22 protein-coding genes are annotated in these 22,663 nt (G+C 66.3%); 15 read left to right on the top strand and 7 right to left on the bottom strand.

Annotated features, from left to right (window positions below; genetic code table 11):
* Window positions 1–31: 31 nt before the first annotated feature.
* The 3 genes from ASE82_RS17290 to coxB form a co-directional block, all read right to left on the bottom strand.
* Window positions 32–1,504, bottom strand: coding sequence for a hypothetical protein (locus ASE82_RS17290; protein ID WP_056066251.1), 1,473 nt, complete (start codon window positions 1,502–1,504; stop codon window positions 32–34).
* A gap of 436 nt (window positions 1,505–1,940) precedes the next feature.
* Window positions 1,941–3,605: a cytochrome c oxidase subunit I gene (ctaD, locus tag ASE82_RS17285; RefSeq protein ID WP_056066248.1), complete on the bottom strand. Its 1,665-nt coding sequence runs from the start codon at window positions 3,603–3,605 to the stop codon at window positions 1,941–1,943.
* A 1-nt stretch (window position 3,606) separates the two neighbouring features.
* Entirely contained in the window at window positions 3,607–4,758 is a 1,152-nt protein-coding gene (gene coxB / locus ASE82_RS17280) for a cytochrome c oxidase subunit II (RefSeq protein ID WP_235524779.1), read from the bottom strand.
* A 355-nt stretch (window positions 4,759–5,113) separates the two neighbouring features.
* On the opposite strand from coxB, the gene pyrE reads away from it, so the two are divergent.
* From pyrE to ASE82_RS17255, 5 genes are all read left to right on the top strand, one after another.
* Window positions 5,114–5,698 carry an orotate phosphoribosyltransferase gene (pyrE, locus tag ASE82_RS17275; RefSeq protein WP_056066243.1) on the top strand — a complete coding sequence of 195 codons (585 nt, stop codon included), beginning with the start codon at window positions 5,114–5,116 and terminating at the stop codon, window positions 5,696–5,698.
* Window positions 5,695–6,423, top strand: coding sequence for a pyridoxine 5'-phosphate synthase (locus ASE82_RS17270; RefSeq protein WP_056066240.1), 729 nt, complete (start codon window positions 5,695–5,697; stop codon window positions 6,421–6,423). Before pyrE ends, ASE82_RS17270 begins: the two co-directional genes overlap by 4 nt.
* A 138-nt stretch (window positions 6,424–6,561) precedes the next feature.
* Window positions 6,562–6,996 (top strand): holo-ACP synthase, encoded by a 435-nt coding sequence (gene acpS, locus ASE82_RS17265; protein WP_056066237.1) that lies wholly within the window; start codon window positions 6,562–6,564, stop codon window positions 6,994–6,996.
* On the top strand, window positions 6,993–7,988 hold the full coding sequence (gene lepB, locus ASE82_RS17260) for a signal peptidase I (RefSeq protein ID WP_056066234.1): 996 nt from the start codon (window positions 6,993–6,995) through the stop codon (window positions 7,986–7,988). Before acpS ends, lepB begins: the two co-directional genes overlap by 4 nt.
* Before the next feature lies 1 nt (window position 7,989).
* Window positions 7,990–9,066 (top strand): AI-2E family transporter, encoded by a 1,077-nt coding sequence (locus tag ASE82_RS17255; RefSeq protein ID WP_056066231.1) that lies wholly within the window; start codon window positions 7,990–7,992, stop codon window positions 9,064–9,066.
* 176 nt (window positions 9,067–9,242) lie between these two features.
* Here the strand turns inward: ASE82_RS17255 and ASE82_RS17250 are convergent, their stop codons facing one another.
* Entirely contained in the window at window positions 9,243–10,307 is a 1,065-nt protein-coding gene (locus tag ASE82_RS17250) for a glycosyltransferase (protein ID WP_056066228.1), read from the bottom strand.
* A 160-nt stretch (window positions 10,308–10,467) separates the two neighbouring features.
* Between ASE82_RS17250 and ASE82_RS17245 the strand changes: the two genes are divergently transcribed.
* From ASE82_RS17245 to ASE82_RS17235, 3 genes are read left to right on the top strand one after another with little or no spacing between them, the layout of a single operon-like run.
* Window positions 10,468–11,400, top strand: coding sequence for a hypothetical protein (locus tag ASE82_RS17245; protein WP_056066224.1), 933 nt, complete (start codon window positions 10,468–10,470; stop codon window positions 11,398–11,400).
* Entirely contained in the window at window positions 11,397–11,912 is a 516-nt protein-coding gene (locus ASE82_RS17240) for a DUF2141 domain-containing protein (RefSeq protein WP_056066223.1), read from the top strand. Before ASE82_RS17245 ends, ASE82_RS17240 begins: the two co-directional genes overlap by 4 nt.
* 10 nt (window positions 11,913–11,922) lie before the next feature.
* Entirely contained in the window at window positions 11,923–13,107 is a 1,185-nt protein-coding gene (locus tag ASE82_RS17235; RefSeq protein ID WP_056066219.1) for a glycosyltransferase, read from the top strand.
* Here the strand turns inward: ASE82_RS17235 and ASE82_RS17230 are convergent.
* On the bottom strand, window positions 13,049–14,446 hold the full coding sequence (locus ASE82_RS17230; protein WP_235524778.1) for a DUF2029 domain-containing protein: 1,398 nt from the start codon (window positions 14,444–14,446) through the stop codon (window positions 13,049–13,051). The two genes, ASE82_RS17235 and ASE82_RS17230, sit on opposite strands and share 59 nt — an antisense overlap.
* Before the next feature lie 274 nt (window positions 14,447–14,720).
* Window positions 14,721–15,461 carry a bifunctional 2-polyprenyl-6-hydroxyphenol methylase/3-demethylubiquinol 3-O-methyltransferase UbiG gene (ubiG, locus tag ASE82_RS17225; protein ID WP_082441670.1) on the bottom strand — a complete coding sequence of 247 codons (741 nt, stop codon included), beginning with the start codon at window positions 15,459–15,461 and terminating at the stop codon, window positions 14,721–14,723.
* A 52-nt stretch (window positions 15,462–15,513) separates the two neighbouring features.
* Here ubiG and ASE82_RS17220 point away from each other — a divergent pair, with 52 nt between their 5' ends.
* The 3 genes from ASE82_RS17220 (at window position 15,514) to ASE82_RS17210 (ending at window position 19,265) form a co-directional block, all read left to right on the top strand.
* On the top strand, window positions 15,514–16,767 hold the full coding sequence (locus ASE82_RS17220; protein ID WP_056054666.1) for an aspartate kinase: 1,254 nt from the start codon (window positions 15,514–15,516) through the stop codon (window positions 16,765–16,767).
* 258 nt (window positions 16,768–17,025) lie between these two features.
* Window positions 17,026–18,036, top strand: coding sequence for an NAD(P)H-dependent flavin oxidoreductase (locus ASE82_RS17215; RefSeq protein WP_082441668.1), 1,011 nt, complete (start codon window positions 17,026–17,028; stop codon window positions 18,034–18,036).
* A gap of 470 nt (window positions 18,037–18,506) precedes the next feature.
* Window positions 18,507–19,265 (top strand): hypothetical protein, encoded by a 759-nt coding sequence (locus ASE82_RS17210; RefSeq protein ID WP_056066212.1) that lies wholly within the window; start codon window positions 18,507–18,509, stop codon window positions 19,263–19,265.
* A gap of 5 nt (window positions 19,266–19,270) precedes the next feature.
* Here the strand turns inward: ASE82_RS17210 and ASE82_RS17205 are convergent, their stop codons facing one another.
* On the bottom strand, window positions 19,271–19,675 hold the full coding sequence (locus ASE82_RS17205; protein WP_056066208.1) for a VOC family protein: 405 nt from the start codon (window positions 19,673–19,675) through the stop codon (window positions 19,271–19,273).
* A 117-nt stretch (window positions 19,676–19,792) separates the two neighbouring features.
* On the opposite strand from ASE82_RS17205, the gene ASE82_RS17200 reads away from it, so the two are divergent.
* The 4 genes from ASE82_RS17200 to ASE82_RS17180 all read left to right on the top strand — a co-directional run bounded on the left by ASE82_RS17200 (window position 19,793) and on the right by ASE82_RS17180 (window position 22,611).
* Window positions 19,793–20,251 carry a YbgC/FadM family acyl-CoA thioesterase gene (locus ASE82_RS17200; protein WP_056066205.1) on the top strand — a complete coding sequence of 153 codons (459 nt, stop codon included), beginning with the start codon at window positions 19,793–19,795 and terminating at the stop codon, window positions 20,249–20,251.
* Window positions 20,248–20,940 carry a protein TolQ gene (gene tolQ / locus ASE82_RS17195; protein WP_056053223.1) on the top strand — a complete coding sequence of 231 codons (693 nt, stop codon included), beginning with the start codon at window positions 20,248–20,250 and terminating at the stop codon, window positions 20,938–20,940. The genes ASE82_RS17200 and tolQ overlap by 4 nt, the downstream gene beginning before the upstream one ends.
* Window positions 20,941–21,122: 182 nt before the next feature.
* Entirely contained in the window at window positions 21,123–21,560 is a 438-nt protein-coding gene (gene tolR / locus ASE82_RS17185) for a protein TolR (protein ID WP_056066199.1), read from the top strand.
* A gap of 13 nt (window positions 21,561–21,573) precedes the next feature.
* Complete coding sequence (locus tag ASE82_RS17180) at window positions 21,574–22,611, top strand: hypothetical protein (RefSeq protein WP_056066197.1); 1,038 nt, start codon at window positions 21,574–21,576, stop codon at window positions 22,609–22,611.
* Window positions 22,612–22,663 lie beyond the last annotated feature (52 nt).

Raw genomic sequence — 22,663 nt, 5'->3', positions numbered from 1 at the left:
GCGGCGGAGGTCGGAAAGCCTTCGTGATGGTTCAGCGGTTTGCCCGGTGCGTGGGTACGGCTTGGTGAATGACCGCGGTATCGTCCGCGTAGATCCGCCGCCAAGCGGGGTCATGGTCGAGCAGGCGGACCAGTGGCGAGCGCGGCGGCAGGATGGTCCAGCCGAAATGCCACTTCGCATTCGCTGCATGCCAGCGATCTGCGTCGCCGCGGGCAATCGCAAAATAGTCGAGCGTGAAGGCGTCGCCGTACATGTCGGTCCGTCCATCGATATAAGGACGGATGCCCGCGAGGATCAGCGATCCGCCGAAGCCGTATTCGTTGAAGACTCGCTGGTGACGCAGCGCGGGCGGCAGATGCGCGAGCGCGCGGACGGGAATACCCCTGGTTTCCGTGCGGACGACCGGCACTGCGACGCGGTAGGCTGTGAGACTGATTGCAAGCGCGGATACCAGAAAGGCTACGATCAGTCGCTCTGAGCCATGGGGAAGGGGTTTCGAAAAGCTGGTATCGCGGTAGCGCCACGCGCGGCCGAGCGGCTTGGCCAGCACTAGAATGCCGACGGTCACCAGGATGATCTCGTGGCGGGTGTGCTGCAGCGTCATGTGGAGCATGCCGAGTACCAGCAGCAGGCGGATCGGTGGGATACGGATCGGCCGCGCCAGCAGGAACGCGAGGCTAGCGAGCAAGATCGTCTCGAAGCCGGAAAAGGTTCTGAAGTCGGACGGCTGCCATTCGTTGATCTGACCGAGCGCTTTCAGGTCGTTCAGATAAAACGGAAACGTCAGGCCGTGCACGCCCCACGGTGTGACGGCTGCGGCTATCGTCGCGCTAATTCCGAATAGGCCCCAGCGCTGGATCACGGTGCGGCGGTCGGAGGGCTTGGCGGCCAGCAACGCCTCGAGCGCGAATACGCCGACCAGCGCCAGTCCGAAGACGTAGCTGCCATGCGCATTCGCCCAGATCAGCATCGCCGCCGCCATCGGCAGTGGTGGAGCTCGGTCGTGTTCGCGCGCACGCAACAGCGCGATCGTCCAGCCGGCAAGGATCGGCAGCACCAGCATATGCGGCCTTGCGACCAGCGACGGGAGTAGCCCGGTGGCGAGCAGCAGCAGCGCGATGATGCTCGCGCGCGCGCTCATCCAGCGGCGGAGTTCAGCCGCTACCAGCGCGAACAGCGCCGCCATTGCCACGCCGACCAGGACGATCACGCCGCTCCAACCGCCCGCGCGGTAACTCGCGTACATTGCTACTTCGGAGAGCCATTCGTGTGCGACCCAGGGACGGCCGACGACGCTGAACGAGAACGGATCGGTGGTCGGCACAGCCCCATGCGCGACGATCCAGGCGCCTGCGACGAGATGCCAGCCGGTGTCGCCGTCGCGCAGCATGGTGGGGACGATGATCGTGAACGCAAACACCGCAAAGGAAGATAGCAGGGCGAAGGTCGAATAGGCGATGCCGGTTGGCGCGTCGGGGCGGACTGGGGGTGGCGCGCTGGGCATGACGCGGGATTAGCGCGATTGTCCTGTGGAATGATGAATGTGAGTTGCCCGGGGTGGGATTTGGCCAACCCTATCTCGTCATCCGAGCGAAAACTGGGTCTCGCTCATGACGCGCGAATGGAAGCACAGGGTGCAATCCCAACCCCGCTGGGGAGGACGTATGCGGGGGATGACGTCCTGTGGGTGCTCCCTTCCTTCGTTTTCCTGTGGAGGCGGGAGCCTAAGGTGGGTCCCGCCTTTGCGCGGAAACATCGTGGGACTGGGGACGGCCATTTAACGAAAACGCCCCGGATTTCCCCGAGGCGTCTTCCTTTTTGGCTGGCCCCGACACGGGAGTAAATCCCGTGTCGTCGGACGCGGCGTTGCCGCGCCGGCCGGTCGGATGCGTGCGGCTGGGCCGCACCGGCGCGTAGCTGGCGCTACGCGGCCTCGCATCCTAATCGATCCGCGGCAGCGTCTCGAACTGGTGGTACGGCGGCGGCGAGGAGATCGTCCACTCCAGCGTCGTCGCGCCGTCGCCCCAGGGGTTGTCGCCCGCCTTCTTGCCGGCCGCCAGCGACCAGATCAGGTTTACGAAGAACACCACCATGCCCGCCGCCATGATCATGTAGCCGACCGAGGCGACCGTGTTCCAATGCTCGTACTGCGGCGTGTAGTCCGGGATACGGCGCGGCATGCCCTGGAGACCCAGGAAGTGCATCGGGAAGAACATCACGTTCACGCCGACGAAGAACACCCAGAAATGCAGCTGACCGAGGAACTCGTTGTACATCTTGCCGGTCATCTTTGGGAACCAGTAGTAGAACCCCGCGAACAGCGAGAAGACGGCACCAAGGCTCAGCACGTAGTGGAAATGCGCCACCACGTAATAGGTATCCTGCATGTAATCGTCGATGCCGCCATTGGCGAGCACCACGCCGGTCACGCCGCCGACCGTGAACATGAAGATGAATCCGATCGACCACACCATCGGCGTCTTGAAGGTCAGCGAGCCGCCCCACATCGTCGCGATCCACGAGAAGATCTTGATGCCGGTCGGGACCGCGATGACCATCGTCGCCGCGGTGAAGTACATCTTGGTGTTCACGCTGAGGCCGGTGGTGAACATGTGGTGCGCCCACACGACGAACCCGACCACGCCGATCGCGACCATCGCATACGCCATGCCGAGATAGCCGAAGACGGGCTTGCGGCTGAACGTCGAGATGATCTGGCTGACGATGCCGAAGCCCGGCAGGATCATGATGTAGACTTCGGGATGGCCGAAGAACCAGAACAGATGCTGGTACAGGACGGGATCGCCGCCGCCGGCCGGATCGAAGAAGGTCGTGCCAAAGTTGCGATCGGTCAGCAGCATCGTGATTGCCGCAGCTAGCACCGGCAGCGCGAGCAGCAGCAGGAACGCGGTGACGAGCATCGACCACACGAACAGCGGCATCTTGTGCAGCGTCATGCCGGGCGCGCGCATGTTGAAGATCGTCGTGATGAAGTTGATCGCGCCGAGGATCGACGATGCGCCTGCGAGATGGAGCGCGAGGATCGCCATGTCGGTCGACGGCCCGGGCTCGCCGTACGTCGAGAGCGGCGCGTAGAGCGTCCAGCCGTTACCCGCGCCACCGAAGAACGGCGACGCCAGCAGCAGCGTAAAGGCGGGGATCAGCAGCCAGAACGACACGTTGTTCATGCGCGGGAACGCCATGTCCGGCGCGCCGATCATGATCGGCACGAACCAGTTGCCGAAGCCACCAACCATCGCCGGCATGACCATGAAGAACACCATGATCAGGCCGTGCGCCGTGATCAGCACGTTCCAGAGATGGAGCGATTCGTCGAGGCTGGCGGGACCGCCATGGAGCATGCTCGCCCAGCCCTGCAGATACTGGATGCCGGGATGCGCGAGCTCGGCGCGCATGAGGCCCGAGACCGAGCCGCCGATGATCCCCGCGACGATCGCGAAGATCAGGTAGAGCGTGCCGATATCCTTGTGGTTGGTCGACATGAACCAGCGCGCGAAGAAGCCCGGCTTGTGATCGGTATCGTGGTGATGGTCGTGCGCTTCGTGAGACACGAAGGCCGACGGGGTGAGAGCGGTGTCGGTCATCTTACTGTCCCGCGTTGCCGGCGCCGGCCGGATTTGAGGTGGCGCCCTGCGATGTCGCAGGAGCTGCGGTTGTTACGTTCTCGACCGGGCCAGTGGCGTTGGCGGTTTCCGCCGCCTCCGCGACCTTCGCCGCGGAACCGTCGGCGCCGGGCTGCGGGATGACCTTGTCGGACGCCTTGCCGGGGGTCGGCATAGTGCCGCCCTTGGCGCGGACCCACGCCGCGTATTCGGCGGGCGGAACCGCCTCGACCGCGATCGGCATATAGCCATGGCGGGCGCCGCAGAGTTCCGAACACTGGCCGAAGTACAGGCCGGGCTTCTCGATCGTGAAGCTGGTCTCGTTCAGGCGGCCGGGGATCGCGTCGAGCTTGATCCAGAAGGCGGGGACCGCCCAGCTGTGGATCACGTCGTTCGACGTCGTGATCAGACGGATCGGCACGCCGACCGGGAGGACGATGCGGTTGTCGGTGGCGAGCAGCTTGGGGCCGTCGGCATCGGTACGACCACGCTCGCCGGCGGCGACGTCAGCCTTTTCCTTCAGCATGTTGGCGGTGATCTCGAACCCGCCATTGTCGGGATACTGGTAGGTCCAATACCATTGGTTGCCGATCGCCTTCAGCGTCACGGCACCGGAAGGCGCCGGCTTGAACTGGGCCTGCAGCAGGCCGATCGAGGGAACCGCGATTAGGACGAGGATCACGACCGGCGCGAGCGTCCAGATGATCTCGATGAAAGTGTTGTGGCTGGTCTTCGACGCGACCGGGTTGCGCGCCTTGCGATAGCGGAACGACACCCAGAAGAGCAGTGCGAGGACGAACAGCGAGATGATCGTGATCGTCGGCACCAGGATCGAATTGTGCATCCAGTGCGCGAACTGGCCGTTCTTGGTGACCTGCGGCTGCAGGCCGAACAGGCCGTCCGTGGGCTGGCCGATCATCGGCTTGACCGTCATCGCGGGCGCACCGTCCATCGCAAGCTCGGGGCTGGACGGGTTGGCGGTCGGCGTCGCTGCGGCGGTCGTCGGCGCGGTGTTCGACACGCCCCCCGGAGCTGCGGCGGCCTGCGGCGCAGGCGTCGCTGCTGGCGTGCTCGCAGGCTGGGCCGCGTGCCCGGCGACACCACCGAGACTCGCCAGTGCGAGCCCCGCTGCCATCGCAAATCCTCTCATCCCCATCTTGCGCATCGTTTTTCTTGACCCCGGTTTATAGCGAACCCGATTTCGGACGCGCGGATGTCTGCTTATGATTTGGGAAGAGCTATACCCAGCGGGGGGGCTTGCCTCAAGTCTTGTCTGGCATGTGCTCTTCAGGCGCCCTTACTAACTGCCCGTCATCCTGACGAAAGTCAGGACCCAGGATCACGAACGCCGTCCCCTGTGGCTCTGGGTCCTGACTTTCGTCAGGATGACGGGGTAGATGGCGTCTGATGCTTGAAGCGCCGGTTCTCGTTGCACGTGGTTTCGTGCGCTCGTATCAGCGCGGGCAGACCATTTGGAGCGATGACCCGCGATGACCGAAGACGACGTGCTCGCCGAATTCCGCGCTGCCGAAGCGTTGCTCGAAGGGCATTTTATCCTGTCCTCGGGGCTGCGCAGTTCGCGCTACCTGCAATGCGCGCGGGTGTTGATGGATCCCGCCCGTGGCGCGCGTTTGTCGGAAGCGCTGGTCGCGTCGATCCCGGCCGAGTTGCGTGCGCAGATCGATATCGTGGTCTCGCCGGCGATGGGCGGCGTGATCGCCGGCCACGAGATGGGCCGCGCGCTGGGTGTCGAGGCGGTATTCCTCGAACGCCCCGACGGCGTGTTCGAGCTGCGCCGCGGGTTCCGGCTCGCGCCGGGCCAGCGCGTGCTGATGATGGAGGACGTCGTCACCACCGGGCTGTCGTCGCGCGAGGCGATCGCGGCGATCGGGCGTGCGGGCGGCGTGACGGTCGCAGCGGCGGCCTTGGTCGATCGCTCGAACGGAACGGCGGACCTGGGCGTGCCGTTCTTTCCCCTGATCCGGCTCGACGTGCCGACCTATCCGGCGGACGCGTTGCCGCGTGAACTGGCCGCGATTCCGGCGATCAAGCCCGGCAGCAGGGCTGCGGCATGAGCCGGGACCTGCGTTTAGGCGTCAACATCGATCACGTCGCGACGGTGCGGAATGCGCGCGGGGCGGGGTATCCCGATCCGGTGCGTGCAGCGCTGGTTGCGGCGGCAGCGGGTGCGGACGGGATCACCGCGCATCTGCGGGAGGATCGCCGGCACATCACCGACGACGACATCGCGCGGTTGTCCGCCGAGCTGACGATCCCGCTCAACCTGGAGATGGCAGCGACCGACGAGATGCTGGGCATCGCGCTGCGCCACAAGCCGCACGCGGCTTGCATCGTACCGGAGAAGCGTGAGGAACTGACGACCGAGGGTGGGCTCGACGTCGCCGGGCATTACGACCGGATGGCGCGGCTGGTGGATGCGCTGGCGGGGGCGGGCATCCGCGTATCGCTGTTCATCGAGCCGGATGCGCGCCAGATCGAGGCGGCGGTCCGGCTCAAGGTGCCGGTGATCGAACTCCACACCGGGCTGTATGCGGAACTGTCGGGCGAGGCGCGGACGGTGGAGTTGCGGCGGCTGACGGATGCGGCGGCGCTGGCGGCGAAGAACGGCATCGAGGTGCATGCGGGCCACGGGCTGACTTACGACAACGTCGCACCGATCGCGGCTATCCGGCAGGTTCGGGAGCTGAACATCGGGCATTTCCTTGTCGGCGAGGCGCTGTTCGTCGGGCTTGGTGAAGCGGTTCGGCTGATGCGTGAGGCTATGGATGCGGCGCGATAGCTTTCAGAATTTGTTCACGCCAAGGCGCAAAGGCGCGAAGAGGAAGGAGAGAGCCCATAGTTCGCTTCCCTTCTTGTTCTCTTCGCGCCTTAGCGCCTTCGCGAGAATCAAATCTGTCTTCCGACTCCAGGCCGTGTCGTGATTATCGGGCTCGGGTCCGACCTGTGCAATATCGAGCGGATTGCGGCGTCGGTCGAGCGGTTCGGCGAGCGGTTCGAGCAGCGGGTGTTTACCGATGTCGAGCGGGCGAAGGCGGCGCGGCGGCCTTTCACGAAAGCGGGGACGCTGGCGAAGCGGTTTGCTGCCAAGGAGGCGTTTTCGAAGGCGGTGGGGACCGGGTTTCGCGCGGGCGTGTTTATGCGCGATATCGGCGTGGTCAACGCACCGAGCGGCGCGCCGACGCTGGCGCTGACCGGGGGCGCCAAAGCGAGGCTTGACGCGTTGACCCCCGAAGGCCACGCCGCGCGCGTGCATTTGACGATGACCGATGATCATCCGTGGGCGCAGGCCTTCGTGATCATCGAAGCTATACCTCTGATATCCCCGGACATGCGCCAGGATACGAATCGATGAAGGACGCGGCGTTGGACGGCAACGAGTTCCCCGAAAAGCCCCTCGCGCAGGCCCCCCTAGCGCAGACGAGCGCGGTCGATCCCGCGCCCTCGGCCACCACTACACCGGAAACGACACGCCGCCGCGGCACCGACTGGTGGGGCGAGGTGAAGGGCATATTCTGGCTGATCCTGGTCGTGCTCGGGTTCCACAGTTTCATCGCCAAGCCCTTCTATATCCCCAGCGAATCGATGCTGCCGGGCTTGCGCATCGGTGACCGGCTGGTGGTGACCAAGTTCGCCTATGGCTGGTCGTTCGTGTCGCCGACGATCCCCAACCCGGTCGCGATCTTCAAGGGCGTGGTGCTGCGCCAGCAGGAAGACAGCTGGAGCGTGTCGCTGCCGTTCATCCATGGCCGTCTGTTCGGATCGCTGCCGACGCGCGGCGACGTGGTGATCGTGACGCCGCCGGGCACGCACAACGACTATATCAAGCGCGTCATCGGCCTGCCCGGCGACAAGCTCGCCGTGCGCGGCGGGATCGTGTTCCTGAACGGCGTCGCGGTGAAGCGCGGCCCGCTGCACGACACGCTGATCCCGGTCGACACCAACAGCCCGTGCAGCGAGATCGACTATCCCGGCGCACGCGAGACGCTGCCCGACGGGCGCGAGATGTGCCGCCTGCCGACCTATACCGAGACGCTGCCCAACGGTCGCCGCTATGAGACGATCGATCTGGAATCGGACAGCCAGGGCGATAATTTTGCGGAGATCACGATTCCGGCGAACCACGTCTTCCTGATGGGCGACAACCGCGATCGCTCGGCCGACAGCCGGTTCGCGCTGAGCCAGCTCGGACTTGGCGGGCCCGTGCCGTACGAGAATCTCGGCGGCCGTGCGGAGTTCATTACCTTCAGCCTCGACGGCGATGCGACGTTCAATCCGCTGAGTTGGTGGAGTTCGCTGCGCCCGGATCGCGCGGGCACCTCGTTGCATCCCGCCAAGGTGAACTGAGATGGCCGAGACCAAAACCGTCGACGAGCTCAGCCCGGTCGAGATGCGCGATCCGTTCCTGCGCAAGGAACTGAAGCGCGCGGCGATCTGGCTCGGGCTCGCCTGCGTGATCGCGCTGCTGATCGTGCTGGTTCAGCCGTTGCTAATCATCTTTGCGGGCGTGGTGTTCGCGGCACTGCTCGATGGCGGTGTGCGGTTGCTCGGGCGGGTGCTGCCGATCGGGCGTGGCTGGCGGTTGCTGATCGTCGTGCTGCTGACCTTCGCGTTCCTGGTGGGCACGTTCATTTTGACCGGCGTTCAGGTCACCGAGCAGGTGACGCAGTTGCGGTCGACCCTGGAATCGCAGGCCAATCGCTTCACCGGCTATCTGACCTCGCAGGGGCTGATGCCGGGTGCGTCGGACGTCAACGGGATCGTCAAGCAGGCGCTCGGCTCGGTCGGGCGCGTGACGTCGTGGGTGGGCAGCGCGATCGGCGCGATCACCAGCATGTTCATGATCCTGATCCTCGGATTGTTCATCGCGATGGACCCGGGGACGTACTCGCGCGGGCTCCAGTGGATAGTGCCACTCGATCTCCGCCCCGAGTTCGCCAGGACTTTGGTCAAGATGGGCGCGACGTTGCGGCGGCTGCTCGCCGGACGGTTGCTCGGGATGGCGGTCGAGGGTGTCGCGAGCGGCATCGCCTTGGCGGTCGGCGGCGTGCCGATGGCGATGCTGCTCGGCATCATCGCGGGGATCTTGGCGTTCATTCCGAACGTCGGCGCGATCGTGACCGGCGTGCTGATGGTCGCGGTCGGGTTCAGCGCGGGCGTCGATACGGGGTATTGGGCGATCGGCACGTATCTCGTGGTGCAGACGATCGACGGGTATGTGATTGTGCCGATGGTGGCGAAGCGGACTGTGGATCTGCCGCCGGCGTTGACGTTAGGCGCACAGATCCTGGCGAGCGCGCTGTTCGGGATTTTGGGGCTGGCGCTGGCCGATCCGATGACCGCGATGTTGAAGACCGCGCTGGAGCGACGGTCCGAGCGGGAAGAGGAAAAGGCGGAGGCGTGTGAGGGTGTGGCTACGGCCTGATCTGATTTGGCGCCGCCTCTCACGTAATGCGGGTTCAAGCTCACCACCCGTCATCCCCGCGGACGCGGGGACCCATATCCTCCGAGGTTTGCCAGTATGGGTCCCCGCGTCCGCGGGGATGACGGAAGGTGGGGGCGGAAACCGACAATGGGTCGGGGACAAGAAAGGCTAGGACGCTAGCACCTTACCAATCGGTCGAAGATCGCGAGGTAGCGGTCAGCCGAATCCGCACCGGGTTGCGGGACCGGCTCCGGCCGTTGCCCAGATGGCGTGAGCCATGCGTCCAACGCTGCAACCAGTGCCGCCGCATCGTCCCGCGCGACGATCGTACCGCGCTCGGGACGATCGATGATCTCTGCGACCGCCGTGCTCGAATCCGTGGAGATCACCGGCGTGCCGACCGACAGCGCCTCGCGCAACACGCCGGGTACGCCTTCATAGTCCGAGGTCAGCACGACCACTTCCGTGCGGGCCATGATCGGCAGCGGGTCGCTGCTGTGGCCCAGCAGACGGACGCGGTCTCCCAAACCCAGCGCGCGGATCTGCGTTTCGATCGCGCCCCGCTCGTCGCCTTCGCCGAGGATGATCAGCGGGATGCTCTGGTCCGCGAGGCGCGGCAGCGCAGCGATCAGGCGGTCCCAGCGTTTCTGCGGTTCGAGCCGGCCGACGCCGAGAAGGAAGCGCGCCGGCAGATCGGGCAGCGTGCCGGGGATGGGCACCGCCGGCGGGTTCGGGATGACGCTCGTCCGCCCAGTCATTCGGGTCGCCAACGCCGCCTCGTCCGCGGTCGCCAGCGTCATCGCGACGAGGTGATCGAGGAACCCGCCATGGCGCGCTAGCCAGATCTGGTGCGCGGCGTGCATCAGGCGGCCGTGATCGGCGCGTGCGGGGGCGTTGGACATCTTGGCGACGATCGGCGGGCACGTCCTGCCGAGTCGCAGCCGGGTCCATGCCGCGATGCCGGAGTAGAAGTTGCCAGGGCAGAATATGATGTCCGGCGCGAGACGTCGCACGACATTCGGCAGCGCGAGCAACCGCGAGGGCGTGACGATCTCCAGACCTTCCGGGAGTTCCGCCGCCAGCGGCCCGGCAATATCCTCGATCGCCAGCGTCACGCGCCGCCCCGCCGCGAGCCAGCCGCGTGCGAGGCGCAGTTGCGCGCGCTCGACCCCGCCACCGCGTAGATCCTCGGCATAGGTCAGGATGTGCTGGGCGATCGGTGGCTTGCTCACGAGTGACATATGGGGGTCATCATACTGCGCGATGGATAAAGCGGAGATCGCGACCGAATGAAACCGACTTTGCGTGCATGCGCGACGGCGGGCGGCTATTAGGCCGCGCTTCGGAGGGCGGGCAACGGGCGGCGGAACGGCTTGAGGACAATGGTTTGAGGACCGGCGAGTGAATTTCCGTACGAAAACTGCCGATCGCGAAGGCTATGCGGATATCGCGCGCGCCGGGCTCGAGCCGCTGAAGGCGCTCGGCAACCGTTGGCCCGCGATCATCGGTGCGGTGCTGACGCTGGCGATGATCGTCGGGCTGGGGCGCGAACTGCTCGGCCACGGCCTTGCCGGGCTGTCGCGCTCGGTGCCGCAGGATCCGCGCTTCTACCTGTGCTTCAGCCTGCTCTACATGTCGCCGCCGACCGGGGATTACGTCATCTTCCGGCGGCTCTGGGGTATCCCGCTCGGCGGCCTCGTCGCGCTGATCAAGAAGCGGATCGCGAACGAAGTCGTGTTCGGATACTCCGGCGACGCCTATTTCTACGCCTGGGCGCGGGCGAAGGCGCGGATGGTGGCGTCGCCGTTCGGCGCGGTGAAGGACGTGTCGATCCTGTCGGCGATCGCGGGCAATGCGGTCACGCTGCTGCTGGTGGCGATCGCGTTGCCGCTCGGCCGGCATCTGCTGACGCACGACCAGTTCCGCACCGTGCTGGCATCGGCAGGCGTGACGCTGGCGATCTCGCTGCCGTTCCTGATCTTCTCGCGCCGCGTGTTCTCCCTGCCGCGCGCGAAACTGTGGTGGGTGTTCGGGGTCCACTGCATCCGGTTGCTGTGCGGATCGGTGCTGATCGCGTTCGCGTGGCATTATGCGTTGCCCGGGGTTCCGGTCGGGATGTGGCTGTTCCTTGCCGCCGGGCGCCTGCTGGTGTCGCGCCTGCCGCTGGTGCCGAACAAGGATCTTCTGTTCGCCAACGCCGCGATCCTGCTGATCGGGCAGGACCAGGCCTTGTCGGAGCTGATCGCGTTCACCGCCGCGCTGACGTTGCTGGTGCATGTCGCGCTGATCATCCTGTTCGGCATCCACGCCGGGCTCACTCGGTTGCGCGCATGATCCGCGCCTGTGTCGCGCTGGCCGCGATCGCTGCGCTTACGGGACCGGCCGGGGCGCAGGTGCTCGGCAGCGATGCGGCGGCGTGTCGACCGGGCGAGGGGCCGGCGATCGCGGTCGAGGTCACCGGGCTGAAGGATCGTACGGGCGAGTTGAAGCTCGAACTCTATCCGGATGACGAAGCTGGCTTTCTCAAGGACGACCACGTGCTGATCGCGGCGGGGAAGACGTTCCGGCGGGTGGTGGTGCCGACGCCGCCGAGCGGGGCGCCGATGCTCTGCATCCGGGTGCCGCGGCCGGGCCGCTATGCGCTGTTGCTGACGCATAATCGCGACGGGAAGAACAAGTTCAGCTTCTGGACCGATGGCGCCGGGTTCGCGAGCAACGCGAAGCTCGGGCGGTCGCGGCCGAAGGTCGAGCAGGCGCTGGTCGAGGTCGGCGCGGGCGTGACGACGGTGCGGATCACCGTGCAGTATCTGCGCGGGCTCGGCGGGTTCGGGCCAGTCACGCCATGAGAATCGTCCCATGAGGATCGTCGACGTTAACGAGTTCTACTCGCCGACCGGTGGTGGCGTGCGGACCTATGTCGATCGGAAAATGGGCATCATGTCGGACATGGGCCATGAGTTGATCGTCGTCGCGCCGGGCAAGGAAGACCGCGTCGAGGAGCGGCCGGGCGGCGGGCGGATCATCTACCTTAAGTCGCCGGGGATGCCGTTCGACCGCAACTATGGGCTGTTCTGGGATGAGGGTGCGATCCACCGCGTGCTCGACGATCTCGATCCGGACGTGGTCGAATGCTGCTCGCCGTGGCGGCCGGCATGGTTCGTCGGCGACTGGCAAGGACGGGCGGTGAAGTCGTTCTTCATGCACAACGACAATATTGCGGCCTACGCGCAGCGCTGGTTCGCGGGCGTCGCGAGCCACGATCAGATCGAGCGCGGGTTCGCCTGGTACAGCCGGTACATGCGGCGTTTCCTCGAGAAATACGATGTCGTCGTCACCAACGGCCCGGCGCTTGAAAAGCGTTTGCGCGCGCGGGGTCTGCGGATCGACGCGGCGATGCCGCTGGGGATCGAGCGCGGACATTTCTCGCCGGACCTGCGTGACATGCGGTTGCGCGCGGCGTTGCTGCGGCAATGCGGGTTGCCCGAGGACGGGATGCTGCTGCTCGGGCTTGGGCGGCATCACGGTGAGAAGCGCTGGCCGCTGGTCGTCGATGCGGTGGCGCGTGCGGGAGCGACTCTGCCGGTCGGGCTGGTCCTGATCGGTGCGGGGGCGCAGACCAAGGCGATCCAGCGGCGGATCGGCGGGTCGCCGCATATCCGGATGTTCGCGCCGGTCTATGATCGCGAGCGGCTCGCGCGGATCATGGCGAGTTGCGATGCGCTGATCCACGGGTCGGAGGCGGAGCCGTTCGGGTTGGTCGCGTCGGAGGCGATGGCGTCGGGCCTGCCGCTGATCGTGCCGGATACGGGCGGGTGCGCGGAAGTCGCGGACCGCCATGCGAGCGAGCTCTACGCGGCGCGCGATGCGGAGAGCGCGGCGGTGGCAATCGGGCGGTTGTTCGCGCGCGATCCGGCGTTGCTCCGGCGAGCGGCGGCGGTGGCGGCCCGGCATGTCCGCAGCGACCGCGAGCATGCGGTCGAGCTTATGGACTATTATGCGGGGCTGATCGCGGCGAAGCATGGCGTGCGACGTACAGCGTGAAGCGCGTGTCGGGGACGGGGACCGCTCGATAGCCTTCGCGAATCGCGTAGGTGGCGAGCGCTGCGTCGATCCGGTCGTCGCCACTGCTCCACGCGCCTTCGCCGCCGGTCAGGATCACGGGCGGTTGGCCGAGCAGGGCGATCCGTGCGTGCGAGACTAGGCGGAGTTGGCGTTCCTGATCCGCGTTCAGGAGCGCGGTGCTGCGGAAATAGAAGGGGCCGGTAGCGAAGCGTGGGTCGATCGCTCTGCCGGGGAGGAATTGCGGGGAGAGCGTCGCAACCGGGCCGGTGACGTGTTCGCGGTCCAGGATCTCGCGTACCACGGCGGCGTCTCGCATCGCATCGAGCATCGGGATGCGGCCGCTCGCGACGGCCTCGACGGTGGGGGCGAGTCCGGCGCAGGCGAAAGCGACGGCCGCAATCCGCATCGCCTTGCCGGGTGGATGCGCGTGCCAGACCAACGCGAGCCGCACGAACAGTGCAGGGAGCATCGGCAGCAGATATTGCCGCCACGTCGGTACCGGCGCGAGCGCGGCGATGAGCCCAGCGAGGATCAGCAGGTCGAGGATCCTGTGCCAGCGATCGCGTTTGCCTGCGGTGGCGACGATCGCGAGCAGGGCTGGGCCGAGTGCGAGGAACTTGAGGATGTCGATGATCTTGGCGGTGTTTGACAGCTTCCAAGGATGGGCCTGGTACCATTCGGTGGGTGCTTGACCGGGGAAGCTGATGACGCCGAACAGGAAACCTTCGGGGGCCTGGATCAATAGGGCTGTGGTCAGGGCGACGAACGGGAGCGTGCCCAGCAGGGTCCACCACGGGCGGCGGTCGGCGCGGAACAGTGTCCAGATGCCGTAGGTCAGGGCGGGGAGTGCATAGGAGATTTTCGCGGTCGCGGCGGCGGCGAGCAGTGCGCCGATCAGGATCGCGTCGCGGCGGCTTGCCTGGTCCCGCGCGGTTCTGACGATCGCGGGGAGGGCTAGCGCGAGGCAGGCGGCGGGGAACGCGTCGTTGCGGGCCGTGCCGATGCTGAAGAGGAGGATGTCGGAGGTGGCGAACAGCGCGGCGGCGAAGGTGGCGGCGCGGGTGCTGGCACCACCGATACGGGCGGCGTGGTGGACGGCGGCGATGGTGGCTGCGCCGAGGAGGGCGTTGGTTATGCGGAGGGCTGGCCAGGTCCAGGTGCCGCCTAGGGCTGCGATCGGGGCGAAGAGATAGGGCTGGAGTGGGGTCTGGAGGTAGGCGAAGTCTTTGTACGGGAGCAGGCCTTGCGCAGTGAGGATGGCGGCGGCGACGTATTGGCTCTCGTCGTGGTCGACGGGGCGGAGGAGGGCGAGGGTCATGAGGATCATTGCCAGCGCCGCAAACGCCAAAAGCATGTTCACCCGCGAAGGCGGGTGCCCAGTCTGGGCACCCGCCTTTGCGGGTGAACAGGGTTGGGGAGCGGTATGCTCCATTACTCAGTCCTACCCCGCTCGCGACCACCCCGGCGGAGGCCGGGGCCCAATTGGGGGACGGTTATGGTTGAGGATGGCGCCCCATCAAGCCGGTCTTCCCAATTGGGCCCCGGCCTCCGCCGGGGGGGAGGGGAAAACCGGGACGGCGAGGGGGGCAAGGTCAGGCTTTTACCGCGGTCAGGAAGTAGTCGAGGTTCGTCGAACCGCTCAGTGCAAACCCAGTCGCGGGGGAAAAACTCAACCCCCGCGTGTCCGTCACGCGAAGCCCCGCGTCCTTCAGCAACGCGGTCAGTTCCTCAGGCGTGAGGAACTTGTTCCAGTCGTGCGTGCCCTTGGGGATGACCCCAGCACCCTCAGCCACGGTGATCATCGCCAACCGCGACAACGGTGTCCGGTTAGGCGTCGAAAGAATCAGCAACCCGCCCTCCGCCAACGTCCGCGCCAAACCGCGCACGAAGCCGGCAGGGTCGCTGACATGCTCGATCACCTCCAGGCTGGTGACGAGATCGAATTGCCCGACCAGCCCCTCGACTCCCCCGACCCGGTAGTCTATCGCAAGACCGCTCCGTGCCGCATGAATCTCTGCCACCGCGATATTTTCGGGCGCCGCATCGATCCCAGTCACCGCCGCACCAAGCCGCGCTAACGGCTCACACAGCAACCCCGCGCCGCAGCCGACGTCGAGCGCAGTCTTCCCTTCAAGCGGCGTGAAGGTCGAACCGTCGCCACCCCAATGCGCGTCAACCTGCTCGCGGATATAGCGCAACCGCGGCGGATTGAGCTTGTGGAGCGGCGCTGACGAGCCCTTCGGATCCCACCAGTCCTTCGCCATGGTGCCGAAATGCGCGGCCTCGCGCGGATCGATTGTTGCGTTCGTTACGGTGTCGCTTGCCAGTATCATGCGCGCTACCTATCAGGGCCGCCGCTTCGACCCAAAGGGATTTGCGCTGCCAATGGCCCGTATCGTGATGAAATTCGGCGGGACGTCGATGGCTGGGATCGAGCGTATCCGCAACGTCGCCGCGCGCGTGAAGCGCGAAGTCGACGCCGGCAACCAGGTCGCCGTCGTCGTCTCCGCGATGGCGGGCGAGACCGACCGGCTGGTCGGCTTCTGCCGCGAGGCGTCGTCGCTGTACGACGCGAAGGAATATGACGTCGTCGTCTCGGCCGGCGAGCAGATCACGAGTGGATTGCTTGCGATCGCGCTCCAGGCGGCCGGCTGCAAGGCGCGGAGCTGGCTTGGCTGGCAGTTGCCGATCAACACGTCGGACGCGCACGGATCGGCCCGCATCGGCGAGATCGACACGGCCGCGCTCGACGCGAGCCTCGCGGACGGCGTCGTCGCCGTAATCCCCGGTTTCCAGGGCGTCGCGGACGGCCAGCGCGTCACGACGCTCGGGCGCGGCGGCTCGGATACGTCGGCGGTGGCGATGGCGGCGGCGATGAAGGCCGATCGCTGCGACATCTATACCGACGTCGACGGCGTCTACACGACCGACCCCAGGATCGTGCCGCGCGCGCGGAAGCTGAGCAAGGTCACGTACGAAGAGATGCTGGAACTCGCCAGCGTCGGTGCCAAGGTGTTGCAGACGCGGTCTGTCGGCCTGGCGATGAAAGAGAATGTGCGTGTGCGCGTATTGTCCTCGTTCGAGGATGGCGACACCAATGACGGACACCGCGGCACGTTGATCGTGGGCGAAGAGGAAATCGACGATATGGAACGCCAGCTCATCACCGGCATCGCGCACGACAAGAACGAGGCGAAGATCACGTTGACGCAGGTCAGCGATCGGCCGGGCTCGGTCGCGGCGATCTTCGCGCCGCTCGCCGATGCGGGGATCAACGTCGACATGATCGTGCAGAACGTAGCGCATTCGACCGGCTCCACCGACGTGACGTTCACGGTGCCGGCGGCGGATCTCGCGCGCTCGCTCGACGTGCTCGACAAGGCGAAGGACGCGATCGGCTATGCGACGATCGTCCACGACACGCGAGTCGCCAAGGTGTCCGTCGTTGGTGTCGGCATGCGTAGCCACGCGGGTGTCGCCTCGACGATGTTCACGACGCTCGGCGAGCGCGGCATCAACATCCAGGCGATCGCGACATCGGAGATCAAGGTCAGCGTGCTGATCGAAGAGGATTATACCGAGCTCGCCGTGCGCGTGCTGCACACCGCGTACGGTCTCGATGCCGAGGATGCGGCTTGAGACGGCAGCCGCCAACATCTCACAGGCCGATCATAACGTTCCCTTGCGACGTTTGCGGCGCTGCCACCGACGCCTCCGGTGGCAGCTATACTGGGCGCATGCTAAGCGGTTACGATATTTGGGCCTGCCGCCCTTGTGATGAAGGTAATCACGATGGTTGGGGTCCGCATCATGAACCCAAAATCCTAGTGATTCTGGCGGCAAAGGGAATTCCTGTGCCCGCACGAAATGCAAAGGGTTGGTTGCCGAGAGAGTTTTATGTCCGATAGGTTGAAGCGCCGGATGGCGCGTGGCGCCGCGTTCCTCGGGTCGGAGGTCGCTATTCTAGGCGGTGCGATGTCCTGGGTGAGCGAGCGTCACCTCGTGTCGGCGATCTCGAACGCGGGCGGGTTCGGCGTGATCGCGTGCGGCGCGATGACGCCCGCGCTGCTCGATACCGAGATCGCCGCGACCAAGGCTCTCACGACCAAGCCGTTCGGCGTGAACCTGATCACCATGCACCCCAATTTGTTCGAGCTGATTGCGGTTTGCGCCAAGCATAAGGTCGGCCACGTCGTGCTCGCCGGTGGCCTGCCGCCAAAGGGCAGCATCGAGGCGATCAAGGAGACGGGCGCCAAGCTAATCGCGTTCTCGCCTGCGCTGGCGCTGGCGAAGAAGCTGATCCGCAGCGGCGTCGATGCGCTGGTGATCGAGGGGATGGAGGCCGGTGGCCATATCGGTCCGGTCTCGACCAGCGTGCTCGCGCAGGAGATGCTGCCCGAGATCGCCGAGCAGGTGCCGGTGTTCGTCGCGGGCGGGATCGGTCGCGGCGAGGCAATCGCGGGCTATCTCGACATGGGAGCGGCGGGGGTGCAGCTCGGCACGCTGTTCGTGTGCGCGACCGAGTCGATCGCGCATGCCAATTTCAAGAAGGCGTTCATCCGCGCGTCGGCGCGCGATGCCATCGCCAGCGTGCAGATCGATGCGCGGCTTCCGGTGATCCCGGTCCGCGCGCTGAAGAACGCGTCGAGCGAGTTGTTCACGGCGAAGCAGCGCGAGGTTGCCGGGCATCTCGATGGTGGCCGCGTGGAAATGGCCGAGGCGCAATTGCAGATCGAGCATTACTGGGCGGGTGCGCTGCGTCGCGCGGTGATCGACGGCGATGTCGAGCATGGCTCGGTGATGGCGGGCCAATCGGTCGGCATGGTCAAGCGCGAGGAGCCGGTCGCGGACATCATCGCCGGGCTGATGGCGCAGGCCGCGGCCGCGCTGGAAGCACGTGCGGTTTAAGGCACCTCTCGATCCTCCCCCGCCAGGGGGAGGTGGCAGGCACTTGCCTGACGGAGGGGGCGGTTAGCGCCGACGTCCGTTCCGTGTCCTCCCCCTCCGTCGTCTGCGGCGCCACCTCCCCCTTGCGGTGGAGGATCGAGAGGGCGGCCGTTTTCTGGTGAATCCGTCGGTTTGCATTCACCACCACCTCGGCGAAGGCCGGGGCCCAATTGGGGCGCGTTACTGATTCACGCTGCGCCCCGTTACTGCGACCTTTCCAATTGGGCCCCGGCCTCCGCCGGGGTGGTGGAGTGGGGGGTGAGTATAACGCCGCACACCGCCCAACCCCAACCCCAACCCCAACCCCAACCCCATCCCCATCCCCAACCCCCAACCCCTCTCCACTCGCCGCAAAGCGCGTACGGCTTACGTCTCGTTAACCTAACCCATGCATAGAATGTCCCGTCGGGGGACGTTACGAGGTGGTTGCGATGAGTCGTCGGTTTGCTTTGCTGTCCGTTACCGCACTGGGCCTGCTGGCCGGCTGCGCTCAGAAACCACGGACCGTGGCTGCCGTTGCGCCGCCCGTCATCATGGTACCGGTGCCTGCGCCGGTAATGCCGAAGGGCGCGTCGCCCACCATCGTCATCCCGGTCGCGCTCGCCGACGGCACCTATCCGACGCCGAATCGCAACCTGACGACGTCCGCCAAGGTCTGGCACCTCCGCGCCGCGCTGAACGTCGCCGCACTGGCATGTCGCGGGCCGCAGGAAGTCGTAATCGTCGCGGGCTACAACGCGCTGCTGTCGGCGCAGAAGCCGGTGCTCGCCAAGGCCGAGGCGACCTACGCCAGCGAATACAAGTCGGGCGGCGGCGACTGGCAGGATCGCTACGACGATTCGATGACGCGTCTGTACAACTTCTTCTCGCAGTCGCCCGCACGCGATGACTTCTGCTCCGCGGCGCAGACGGTTCTCGCGCAGAGCGCCGGGCTGACGGCCGAGGCCTTGCCTGCCTTCGCCGCACAGAATCTCCCCGTGCTCGAGCGGCCGTTCACCGATTTCTACCGTGCGGTCGACGCGTGGCGCGGTCGCACCGTGCGTCCGGTCCAGCCGCAGCTGATCGTCTCGCGCCAATATGCGTCGAACATGCCGGTGCAGACGGTGACGCAAGCCCGGCTCCAGCCGATCTCGCAGCCGGTTCCGCCCGCTCAGCCGCGCCTGAAGCTGGATCCCAGCGTTTTTCAGTAGGCTGATCAGGCCTTGATGGGCGATCCGACCGACCAGCTATGGCCGAACGGATCGCGTATCTGGCCATAGCGATCGCCCCAGAACTGGTCGGCGACGGGCATCGTCACGACCGCTCCCGCCGTCACCGCACGATCTACCCAGGCGTCGGTGTCGTCGACCCTGAGATGCAGGGTTATGCCGGCGGGTTCGGGCTCGGCATGACCACGCCATTCGGGAAACTCGTCGGACAGCATCAGCCAGGCGTCTTTGATTCGCAAGCTGGCCTGCATCAGCCGAACACCGTCGTCCGCGAAGTTCGTCTCGACGAGGGTCGCGGCAAACGCAGCCTCGTAGAACGCGAGCGCCTCGCGTCCTCTTTGGTCGCGAATGACGAGGAACGGTGTGATTCCGCTGGTGGGACGATCGGCCATGCGAGTCTCCTGCGTTGAACCCTGCCAGCGTACGCCGCTCGCTTGTCCCCGGCCAGTGCCGACATGATGAAGGCAAAGCTTGGCTTACCTGCAAAGACTGGGTTAACAGCCGCCGGAATGGCTGAGGTTTCAGATCGTCCGGCGGAAGGCCGCTTCGAAGGGCGCGAGCACCGGTTTCCGGTGCGCGTGTATTTCGAGGACACCGATCTGTCGGGCGCGGTCTATCACGCCAATTATCTGCGCTACATGGAGCGCGCGCGGTCCGACATGCTGCGCGTCGGCGGGATCGACCAGCGCGCGACGTTCGAGGCGGGCGAGGGCTCCTACGCGATCGCCAGCGTCGCCATCCGCTACGCCGCGCCGGCGAAGCTCGAAGACGCCTTGCTGGTCGTCTCGCGGATACGCCGTGTCCGCTCGGCCGGGGTCACCATTCATCAAAGGGTCATGCGCGACGGGCTTGTCTTGGCCGAGGCGGACGTGGTGGCGGCATTGGTCGCTCCCAATGGCCGCCCACGCCGCCAGCCGCGCGCCTGGATCGATATCTACGAACGCCTTGTCTGGCAGGGGGAAGCATGAATCCGGTGTTGACTATGGATAGCGCGACGCTGTCGCCGATCCACTTGTTCCTCCAGGCCGACTGGGTGGTGAAGGGCGTGATGATCGGGCTGTTGCTCGCCAGCATCTGGACCTGGGCGCTGATCGTCGCGTTCTGGCGGCGGATCGGCAAGACGCGCAAGGGCATGACCCGGTTCGAGCGCGATTTCTGGAAGGCCGAGGACATTGACGTCTTCTACAAGGCGGAGGGCGAGAACGACCTGCCGTCGGCGCGGGTGTTCGCCGCGGGCGTGACCGAGTGGCGGCGCTCCACCGCGGGTGGCACGATCGACAAGAGCGGCACGCGCGAGCGGCTGGCGACGACGATGGGTGCTGCGGTCGCGGGCGAGATCGACAAGCTGTCGGACCGGCTGAACGTGCTGGCGACGGTCGGCTCGGTCGCGCCGTTCGTCGGGCTGTTCGGCACGGTGTGGGGGATCATGCGGAGCTTCACCAGCATCGCGGCGGCGCAAAACACGTCGCTGGCGGTGGTCGCGCCGGGGATCGCGGAGGCACTGTTCGCGACCGCGATCGGCCTGTTCGCGGCGATCCCCGCGGTGATCGCGTACAACCGGTTTTCGCACGGCATCAACCGGATCGAGGCGAGCCTGAACCGGTTCGCCGACGGCTTCCACACAACCTTGAGCCGCCAGCTGGACGGCTCGCGATGAGCGCGACGCAAATCCTCCCCGGCACGGGGAGGGGGACCGCGACGCGCAGCGGCGTGGTGGAGGGGGTTCTCCACGCAGAGCAGCGGTTGTGGAACGAGATACTCTCCGCAGCGCAGCGTTTGACGCACGCCCCCACCACCAGCTTCGCTGGTCCCCCTCCCCGCGTGCGGGGAGGATTTTAGGTGGCGATGAACCTTCCTTCTTCCCGCGGCCGCGGTCGCCGCGCGCCAATGGCGGATATCAACGTCACGCCGCTGGTCGACGTGATGCTGGTGCTGCTGATCATCTTCATGGTGACCGCGCCGCTGATGACCGCGGGCGTGCCGGTGAACCTCCCCGACGCGCGCGCGAAGGCGCTCGACCAGGAGCAGAAGCCCGTCGAGATCTCGATGGACGGCACCGGCGCGCTGTTCATCGACAAGGATCAGGTTACGGATGATGCGCTGCCGGTGCGACTTGCCGTGATCGCCGCCAGCCGTGCGGTCGGCGACGAACCGCAGGTGCTGCTCCGCGCGGATCGGAAGCTCGATTACGGCCGCGTGATGCGCGTGATGGGCGAACTCAACCGCGCCGGGCTCAACCGTGTTGCGCTGGTGACCGTTGAGGGTAACCAGAACTGATGGCGCTCGGCTGATGGATCGTTCGGAGAAGATCGGCCTTGGCGTCGCGGTCGTCGGGCACGTCCTGCTGTTCGGCGCGCTGTCGCTCGGGTTTCTCGGCGCGCCCGAACTGCCGAAGAAGATCGAGCAGCAGCCGATCGACGTGAGCCTCGTGCCCGACGTCGCGCTGGAAGCGACCGCGCCGCAATCGGTAGAGACGCCGGCCGAGTCGGTCGCGCCGGACGAAGGCGCGCCCGAGGATGCCGCGCCGCCGGCTCCGGAAGAGGCCGAGCCCGAGCCGCAGCCCGATCCCGTGCCACCTGCACCGCAGCCCAAGCCCGCGCCGCCGAAGCCTGCGCCCAAGCCGCAACCGGCGCCGGAACCGAAGCCTCAACCCAAACCCAAGCCCGCGCCGCCCAAACCCGTCGCAAAGCCCGCGCCGGTCCCTAAGCCCGTCGTGAAGCCACAGCCCAAGGCCGAGAAGGCGCCACCCGCCAAGGCCGCGCCCGCGAAGTCCGCGCCGACCAAGGCTGCGGCGAAACCGAGCGCCACGCCGGCGAAGACGTCGTCTTCCGCGTCGTCGGCCAAGCCCGCCAAGCCGTCCTCGACCAAGGGCAGCGGCTCGACCGCCGAGGCGAAGGCGTCGCGGCCGCGCGGTTCGCGGCTCGGCGACAATTTCCTGAAAGGTCTGTCGGCCGATCCGTCGCCGAGCAAGTCGGAAGCGCCCAAGGCGGCCAAGCTCGGTGCGCAGGCGGCGGCGAATATCGGTTCGGCGATTTTGCGCCAGGTACAGCCCTGCGCAAATCGCCAGGTCACGCCGGGGCCCGGTGCGGAGCGGATCCGCGTGACGATCAACCTGAAGCTAAACCGCGACGGCACGCTGAAGTCGCGGCCGACGATCAGCGGTCATGCCGGCGTCGACGACGACAACCGGCGCTATGTCGACCGCGTCGACGATCTGGCGATCGCGACCTTCGTCGGGTGTTCGCCGCTACGCGGTTTGCCCGACGACCTGTATGACGTGCAGAACGGCTGGAGCAATTTCAGCCTGCGCTACAAACTTCCCGGCTGAGGATGTCCGTTATGACTCGATCGATCCTGGGGTTTTTCCCTTCGCGCCAGCA

Source organism: Sphingomonas sp. Leaf230, assembly GCF_001421745.1.
GTDB lineage: Bacteria > Pseudomonadota > Alphaproteobacteria > Sphingomonadales > Sphingomonadaceae > Sphingomonas.
The sequence above is the reverse complement of the archived record's forward strand: the minus strand, read 5'-3'. Positions and strand labels throughout refer to the sequence as shown.

Coding starts and splice junctions, on each gene's coding strand:
- ctaD (WP_056066248.1), bottom strand. CDS start 3,605: ATGACCGACACCGCTCTCACCCCGTCGGCCTTCGTGTCTCACGAAGCG.
- pyrE (WP_056066243.1), top strand. CDS start 5,114: ATGACCGAAGACGACGTGCTCGCCGAATTCCGCGCTGCCGAAGCGTTG.
- ASE82_RS17200 (WP_056066205.1), top strand. CDS start 19,793: ATGGCTGAGGTTTCAGATCGTCCGGCGGAAGGCCGCTTCGAAGGGCGC.
- ASE82_RS17215 (WP_082441668.1), top strand. CDS start 17,026: ATGTCCGATAGGTTGAAGCGCCGGATGGCGCGTGGCGCCGCGTTCCTC.
- ASE82_RS17240 (WP_056066223.1), top strand. CDS start 11,397: ATGATCCGCGCCTGTGTCGCGCTGGCCGCGATCGCTGCGCTTACGGGA.
- ASE82_RS17220 (WP_056054666.1), top strand. CDS start 15,514: ATGGCCCGTATCGTGATGAAATTCGGCGGGACGTCGATGGCTGGGATC.
- ASE82_RS17290 (WP_056066251.1), bottom strand. CDS start 1,504: ATGCCCAGCGCGCCACCCCCAGTCCGCCCCGACGCGCCAACCGGCATC.
- ASE82_RS17235 (WP_056066219.1), top strand. CDS start 11,923: ATGAGGATCGTCGACGTTAACGAGTTCTACTCGCCGACCGGTGGTGGC.
- coxB (WP_235524779.1), bottom strand. CDS start 4,758: ATGGCAGCGGGGCTCGCACTGGCGAGTCTCGGTGGTGTCGCCGGGCAC.
- ASE82_RS17180 (WP_056066197.1), top strand. CDS start 21,574: ATGGATCGTTCGGAGAAGATCGGCCTTGGCGTCGCGGTCGTCGGGCAC.
- ASE82_RS17250 (WP_056066228.1), bottom strand. CDS start 10,307: ATGTCACTCGTGAGCAAGCCACCGATCGCCCAGCACATCCTGACCTAT.
- ubiG (WP_082441670.1), bottom strand. CDS start 15,461: ATGATACTGGCAAGCGACACCGTAACGAACGCAACAATCGATCCGCGC.
- lepB (WP_056066234.1), top strand. CDS start 6,993: ATGAAGGACGCGGCGTTGGACGGCAACGAGTTCCCCGAAAAGCCCCTC.
- ASE82_RS17210 (WP_056066212.1), top strand. CDS start 18,507: ATGAGTCGTCGGTTTGCTTTGCTGTCCGTTACCGCACTGGGCCTGCTG.
- ASE82_RS17230 (WP_235524778.1), bottom strand. CDS start 14,446: ATGACCCTCGCCCTCCTCCGCCCCGTCGACCACGACGAGAGCCAATAC.
- ASE82_RS17270 (WP_056066240.1), top strand. CDS start 5,695: ATGAGCCGGGACCTGCGTTTAGGCGTCAACATCGATCACGTCGCGACG.
- tolQ (WP_056053223.1), top strand. CDS start 20,248: ATGAATCCGGTGTTGACTATGGATAGCGCGACGCTGTCGCCGATCCAC.
- ASE82_RS17255 (WP_056066231.1), top strand. CDS start 7,990: ATGGCCGAGACCAAAACCGTCGACGAGCTCAGCCCGGTCGAGATGCGC.
- ASE82_RS17205 (WP_056066208.1), bottom strand. CDS start 19,675: ATGGCCGATCGTCCCACCAGCGGAATCACACCGTTCCTCGTCATTCGC.